The 7076-nt window shown below is 71.6% G+C and carries 5 protein-coding genes and 1 pseudogene; 3 read left to right on the forward strand and 3 right to left on the reverse strand.

The genetic code is table 11. The features are described 5' to 3' along the window. Positions 1 to 259 (forward strand): annotated as a pseudogene (locus G6017_RS02935) (MFS transporter); the annotation flags it as partial. 156 nt (positions 260 to 415) lie between these two features. Here G6017_RS02935 and ppc read toward each other — a convergent pair. Beyond that, the gene (gene ppc, locus G6017_RS02940; protein WP_241731345.1) at positions 416 to 3361 is read right to left on the reverse strand and encodes a phosphoenolpyruvate carboxylase; all 2946 of its coding nucleotides are present in this window, start codon (positions 3359 to 3361) and stop codon (positions 416 to 418) included. 162 nt (positions 3362 to 3523) lie between these two features. Here ppc and G6017_RS02945 point away from each other — a divergent pair, with 162 nt between their 5' ends. After that, positions 3524 to 3940 carry a DUF4870 domain-containing protein gene (locus tag G6017_RS02945; RefSeq protein WP_179524076.1) on the forward strand — a complete coding sequence of 139 codons (417 nt, stop codon included), beginning with the start codon at positions 3524 to 3526 and terminating at the stop codon, positions 3938 to 3940. A gap of 12 nt (positions 3941 to 3952) precedes the next feature. Here the strand turns inward: G6017_RS02945 and G6017_RS02950 are convergent, their stop codons facing one another. Together G6017_RS02950 and G6017_RS16665 are read right to left on the reverse strand one after the other, a co-directional pair. Then, complete coding sequence (locus tag G6017_RS02950; RefSeq protein ID WP_347237934.1) at positions 3953 to 5221, reverse strand: AMP-binding protein; 1269 nt, start codon at positions 5219 to 5221, stop codon at positions 3953 to 3955. Between the two features lie 6 nt (positions 5222 to 5227). Next, positions 5228 to 5704 (reverse strand): AMP-binding protein, encoded by a 477-nt coding sequence (locus tag G6017_RS16665; RefSeq protein WP_241731346.1) that lies wholly within the window; start codon positions 5702 to 5704, stop codon positions 5228 to 5230. Positions 5705 to 5825: 121 nt separating this feature from the next. Here G6017_RS16665 and G6017_RS17205 point away from each other — a divergent pair. Continuing rightward, positions 5826 to 7076: HAMP domain-containing protein (locus G6017_RS17205; protein ID WP_182615871.1), on the forward strand; the 1251-nt coding region annotated here is incomplete at its 3' end.

Consider the following 7076-nt stretch of genomic DNA (forward strand, 5'->3'; position numbering starts at 1 on the left):
GCTCCTGCCCGTCGCGGTCCTGCTGGGCGCGGGGTACGCGACCCTGCTGGTGGCCGGGCTGGTCGAGGTGGAGTTCCAGTCCGGTCCCCGCGGCCACGCCGGGCTCGTGGCCGTGTTCTACGTCCTGGCCTACCTCGGGATGGGGACGCCGTACGTGCTCGCGGTGCTGTCCCGTCTCGGCGGTCCGGTGCCGTGGATCGCGGCCCTGGCGGTGGTGTGCGTGCTGCTCATCCCGCTCGCGCAGCGACAACTGCGGTAGCCGGCCCGGCTGCCCCGCCCCGGCCCGGCCCGGCTGGGGCATCGAGAAGAGCGTTTCGCGCATTCGCACTCGAGAAACGTGTTCGGAACGCTCTTCTCGACGGGGTGGTGGGCTTCGACGGGGATAGGGGCTTCGACGGGGTGGTGGGGGCCGGGCTCAGCCCGAGTTCCGCAGCGCGGTGGCCAGGCCGTTCATCGTCAGCTGGATACCCGTCCGCACGTCGGGGTCGCGGTCGCCCGCGCGGTAGCGCCGAAGCAGCTCCACCTGCAGCACGTTGAGCGGCTCGAGGTACGGGAACCGGTTCCGGACGGAGCGGGCGAGCGCCGGGTTGTCGTCCAACAGGGTCTCCTGCCCGGTCACGGCCAGCAGCATCTCGCGGGTGAGGTCGAACTCGTCGGAGATCACCCCGTGGATCCTCCTGCCCACCTCGGCGTCCGGGACCAGCTCGGCGTACCGGGCCGCCAGGCCCATGTCGGCCTTGGCCATGACCTGCGCCATGTTGGACAGCGTGGTGCGCAGGAACGGCCAGTCCCGGTAAAGGCGCCGCAGCGTGGCCAACCGTTCCTCGGCGTTCGTGCCCCCGGCGTTCGTACCCCCGGCGGCTGCGCTGGCACCGTCGCCGGCATCCGCGTGACCGGCATCCGCGTGACCGCCGGTCGCACTCCCGCCGGTCGCACTCCCGCCGTCATCGATCCAGCGCTTGAGGGCGCTGCCCACGCCGAACCAGCCGGGAAGCATGACGCGGGACTGCGACCACGACAGCACCCACGGGATGGCGCGGAGATCGTCGACCGTGGAGGTCTGCTTGCGGGAGGTGGGGCGGGAGCCGATGTTGAGCTCGCCGATCTCGCTGAGCGGCGTGGAGGTGGTGAAGTACTCGATGAAACCCGGATCCTCGTGCACCAGTTCGGCGTAGGCCTCGCGGCCGAGGCGGGCGAGCGCGGCCATCACCGCGTAGGCGTGCTCGGCGTCGTCACCCAGGCCCTCGACGTCGAGCAGCGAGACCTCGAGAGTGGCCGCCACCAGTGCCTCGAGATTGCGGCGTGCGCGGACCGGCTCCGAGTACTTGGCGGAGATGATCTCGCCTTGTTCGGTGATCCGCAACGCGCCCTGCACCGCGCCCGGGGGCTGCGCGAGGATCGCGTCGTAGGAGTTGCCGCCGCCCCGTCCCACCGCGCCGCCGCGGCCGTGGAAGAAGCGCAGGTGCACACCCGCACGCGCGGCCGCGTCGACGAGCGCGAGCTCGGCCTCGTAGAGCGACCAGTTGGCGGCGAGGTACCCGCCGTCCTTGTTGGAGTCCGAGTAGCCCAGCATGATCTCGAGCACGTCCTCCTGGAACCGCACCAGAGCGCGGAACTGGGGGAGTGCCAGGGCCGCGTCGAGCATCCGGGCCCCGCCGGCGAGGTCGTCGATGGTCTCCAGCAACGGGATGAGGCGCACGGTCGACCGGGGTTCGTCCGGGCTGCCGGAGAACAGTCCGACCTCCTTGAGGAGAACGGCGGGTTCGAGCAGGTCGGACACCGAGCCGCACATCGACACGATGTAGTGCGGCACCACGTCGGGTCCGAGTCCGGCGACCGCCTCCGCGGCGGCGCGCAGCACGCCCATCTCCTTGTCCGCGAACTCCGAGAGCTCCGCCCGGACGCCGAGCAGCGGTCGATCGTGGGAGAGTTCGCCGAGCAGGAGCTCGACGCGGGCGTCCTCGTCGAGCGCCGCGTAGTCCTCGGACACCCCGGCCAGCGCGAACAGCTCGGTGAGCAGGTCCTCGTGCGACTCCGAGTTCTGGCGCATGTCCAGGGACTGGAGGTGGAACCCGAACGAGTTGAGCGCCCACCGCAGGTCCCGCAGTCGCGGGGCGCGCAGCAGGTCGGACCCCACCGCGGAGAGCCCGGCGTCGATCGTCTCGAGGTCCGCCGCCATCTCCTCCGGGCCGGCGTACGGGGGGTCGTCGTCCAGGCCGATGAGCCGCCCCGCGGACAGCAGCACCGAGCGGGGCAGCGACGACCCGGTCGCGCGGGCGCGCGCGGCGAGCCGACGACGGACCACCCGGACCGCCTGGCGGAACGGCACGTCCTCCCGCGCCGGACTCCCCTCGACCTCGGTGTCCGTGAGGGAGTCGGCCAATGCGGCTATCCCGGAGTCGACCTCGACGATCCGGGCCGACATCGACAACTCACGCTCGAGCAGGCGCAACTGCTCGGCGTAGTGGCCGTGGAGCAACTCGGCCGCCCGGTCGGTGGCGAACCGCACCACCTCGCCGGTGACGTACGGGTTGCCGTCGCGGTCACCCCCGATCCACGAGCCGGGCCGCACGACGGCGCGGCCCCCGCACCCGAGGCGCTCGTCGATCTGGGCGTTGAGCGGAGGGATGACCTCGAGCAGGGTGGCCTCGTAGTACTGGAGCCCGGCCATCACCTCGTCCTCGATGTGGGGACGCTCGTTGCGGATGAGGGCGGTCTGCCACAGCGCGAGGACGAGCCGGCGCAGCTCGAGCTCGAGCTCGGCGAGCTCCGCCTCCGTCACGGGGTCCTGCTCCACCGAGCGCAGGCCGTCGCGACGGCCCATGAGGACGTGCACCCGGCGGGTGGCCTCGAACACCATCCGACGCCGGGTCTCCGTGGGGTGCGCGGTGAGGACCGGGGACACGCGGGCGGTCGCACGCACGGCCGCCAGTCGATCGTCGCCGTCCCCCTCCAGCAGGTCCGCCAACCGGGTCCACGTGACCTCCAGGTCACCGTCGGGCGGCGCCTCCCCGGCAGCCCGGTGCATCCGCCTGCGGCGCTCCTGGTGCAGGTCCTCCGCCACGTTGGCCAGCAGCGCGAACAGGGAGAACGCACGGATGACCGGAATGGCGTCGGCGGCGCTGATGTCCTTGAACAGGGCCGACACCTCGTCCCTGTCGGCCTCCGAGCGCCGGACCGCGAACGCCGTGCGGCGGGCCGTCTCGACGAGATCGAACACCCGGTCACCGGCGTGCTCACGGATCGTCTCACCGAGCAGGGAACCGAGGAACCGGACGTCGTCCCGCAGCGGGGCCACCGCCCGGGCGAGGGGATCGGTCCCCGAGTCGGTCGCGGGGTGATCCTGTGGGGTGTCAGCCATGGCCGCCAGGGTAGGCGGAGCATGTGACAGGCGGGTGAAACGTGGGATCGCGGGGGACCGGACGCCCGGCGGGCCGAACGGAGGTGGACCCCGGCCACGGAACAGGACGACACGGGGGACATCCCTGATGTACCGCGGCCCCGCGAGGCGCACACTGGAGGCATGACACAGCAGCCCGGATCCCCGCAGTACGGCGACCCCCGGTTCGGAGACCAGCCCGTGGCCGGGCCCGACGACCGCACCCCCGCCGCCCTCGCGCACGCGTCCAGCCTCATCGCCATGGCGCTGTCCGCCGGGTGGCTCTCCTTCGTGGGGCCACTCGTGATGTGGTTGATCTACAAGGACCGCAGCCCGTTCGTCCGACAGGCCGCCGCGGGGTCGTTCAACTTCAACGTCGGCCTGTGGATCATGAGCATCGTCGGGTGGATCTTCATCATCACCGTGATCGGCATCCCGATCGGCCTGGTGCTGTTGGCGGTCTCCTTCGTCCTCCAGATCGTCGGCCACCTGATCGGTACGGTGCGGGCCACCCGCGGCCGGATGATCAACTACCCGTTCCAGTTGCGCATCCTGAGCTGACGCCGCCGCTGCTCAGACCCCGGTCGGCTGCCGACCGTGGAGACTGTACTGCTCGAGCACCGAGTCGCGTAGCGCGCTGGTCAGCGGCCGGAACTCGTCGTCGTCGTCCCCTCCCACCAACGCGGCGCCGCCGCGCACGTAGACCTCACCGGGCCCGGTCCACGACTGCCGGCGCAGGTCGGGCTTGGCGATCTTCCGGGTCGCGGTGACCGGCATCGTCTCCATGATCCGCACGAAGCGCGGTGCCCACTTGGTCCCCATGTCGGGTTGGGTCCGGCAGAACTCGGAGAACGCGGCCGGGTCGAACGCCACGCCCGGCTCGAGCTGGATGGCCGCCATGACCTGGTCGCCCGTGCGGGGATCCGGCACGGGGTAGACGGCCACCACCAGGACGCCGGGGAAGCGGTCGAGGATCCGCTCGACCGGGCCGGCGGAGAAGTTCTCGCTGTCCACGCGGATCTTGTCCCCGGAGCGGCCGGCGAAGTAGAAGAACCCGTCGGCGTCCCGGTAGCCGAGGTCGCCGGAGTGGTAGACCTCGCCGATGTTGCGCTCGGCGGTGGCCTCCGGGTTGCGGTAGTACCCCTCGAACATGGCGGCGCCGGTGAGGTTGCAGATCTCCCCGATCGCCTCGTCGGCGTTGGCCAGGCCCCCGTCGGCGTCGAACTCGGCACGCGGGCACTCGCGGCCGTCCTCGTCGAGGATCGCGACGTCCATGTAGGCGCCCGCGACGCCGAGCGCGTCCGGCGGGGTGTCGGAAGTGCGGCCGATCACGACCCCGCCCTCGCTGGAGCCGTACGACTCACCCGGTTCGACGCCGAAGCGGCGGGCGAACTCGGCGCGGTCGTGGCTCGAGGCCTCGGTCCCGAAGACGGTTCGCAGGCGGGTCCGCTTCTCCTCGGGATGCTCGGGCTGGGCGAGGATGTAGGAGAGCGAGCGGCCCACGTAGTTGACGTAGGTGGCGCCGAAACGCAGCACGTCGGGCAGGAATCCCGAGGCGGAGAATCTCCGACGCATCGCGAACGTGCACCCGACGAACGCGGCGGGGGCGAACGCGGCGAACATCGCGTTGCCGTGGAACATCGGCATCGCGCTGTAGGCGACGTCGTCCCTCACCAGGTTGCGGTAGTTGATCGTGCCGAGCATCGCGAGCCGACCGGTCGAGCACATGACCGCCTTGGGCGCACCCGTGGAGCCCGAGGTGAACAGCAGCGCGAGCAGGGTGTGGGGGTCACGGGCGGCGTCGTGGAGTCTGGGCTCCGTCCCGGCGTGCGCGGCCAGCAGGTCCTGCTACCCGGCCGAGTCCACGTCGTGCACGGCCACGACCCCTCCAGTCTCGTCGGCCAGGGTGAGGCCGTCGAGCAACCCGGCACCGTGGGCGTCGGTGACGATCACGTCGCAGTCCACCCCGCGGATGTCCGAGGCCAGCTCGGCGCCCCGGCGGGTGGGGTTGACGCCGATGATCGTCACACCCGCCATGGAGGCCCCGGACAGGAGGAACAGATACTCGGGGACGTTCTCCAGCAGGATGCCGACGTGCAGGTGGCGGAAACGCTCGGGACGGCCCGCGTACGCATCGGCGTGCGTGACGGACCAGTCGGCCATGATCGCGGCGCGGACCGCGCTCTCCGCCACGAACTCCCGCCACGTCCAGCTCGAGTCCTCGAAGAGGAGACCGGGATGGTCGTCGGTCGAGCGTTCGAGGAGGATGTCGCCGAAGGTCTCGTGTCGCATCTCGTGGCCGGGGTTGAACTGGGGCGTGGTCATGAAGTTAAGTTAGCGCATTAGATCTGATCCATCCGGCGATGCGGAGTGCGATTCCCGGCGCGTGCGGACGCCACTCGCGCGACGATGGACACCCATCCCCCGCCCGGCAGGACCCCGCCCCGTGACCTCCCCCTCAGCGCACGCCTCCCGCCCACCGTGGGGCACCCGCATGCTCGGGCTCGAGCGGGAGGAACCCCCGCGACGGAAGCAACGGGTCCAGCGGGTGCTCACGCGGATGCTGGTGGTCACGCACGGGCTCGGGGTGGTGGGGGTCTGGATCGTGATCGGCCTGCTGCTGCCCCTCGAGCAGGTCATCTCCGGGCGGTTCAGCCCGGCGGCCCTGGTGGTGACCCCGGTGACCGCCCTCGTCGGGATCGCCCTCGGGTCGTGGTGGCTCCTCAAGGTGGTGGCCGGCTGGATGAGGTGGGCCGAGGAGAGCCGGCCACCGACCGCCGCCGAACAGGCGCGGTGCCTGTCGGCGCCGCTCGGGATCACCCTGCGGACCGGGGCGCTCTGGGCGGCCGGCGGCACTGTCGTCGCGGTGGCGTTCGCGGTCGAGGACGTCCGGTCCCTCTGGGTCGTCGCGGGCGCGATCGTGGTGATCGGGTCCCTGAGCTGTGGATCGGCCTACATCGTCGCCGAGATCGCGCTGCGCCCCCTCGCCGCGCTCGCGCTGGAGGCCGGTCCGACACTGCACTCCCCGGTCATCGGCGTGCGTGGGCGGTTGCAGGCCTTCTGGGTGGTGAGCTCCGGGCTCCCCCTCATCGGACTCGTGCTGCTCAGCGCCTACGCCGCCGCGAACAACCAGTTCCCCGTCTCACGGCTCGTGACCATCGTCGGGATCCTCGGCCTCGGGGCCCTCGCGGCCGGGTTCGCCGCGACCTGGTTGCTCGTGTCCGCCCTGCTCGCCCCGGTGTACTCCGTCCGCTGGGCCATGGAGGACCTCGCCGGCGGGGACCTCGACGCGCGCGTCGAGGTGTTCGACGGGACCGAACTCGGGCAGTTGCAGCGGGGGTTCAACCGGATGGCGGAGATGATCCGCGAGCGTCAGCGTCTGCGCGAGCTGTTCGTCCGCCATGTGGGTAGCCAGGTCGCGAAGGCCGCAGAGATCCAGGAGCCCCACCTCGGCGGCGACGCCACGTACGTCGGCGTGCTGTTCGTCGACCTCATCGGCTCCACCCGGCTCGCCTCCACCCGCCCCGCCCGGGAGGTCGTCGAGACCCTCAACGCGTTCTTCGAGGTGGTCGTGGACCGGGTCGAATCCCACGGCGGCCTGCTCGACAAGTTCCAGGGCGACGCCGCGCTGGCCGTGTTCGGGGCCCCCGCGCCCATCGCCGACCCCGCGACGGCGGTCCTCGCCTCGGCCCGGGAC

The sequence above is a fragment of the Dietzia sp. B44 genome, assembly GCF_014145245.1.
Classification (GTDB): domain Bacteria; phylum Actinomycetota; class Actinomycetes; order Mycobacteriales; family Mycobacteriaceae; genus Dietzia; species Dietzia natronolimnaea.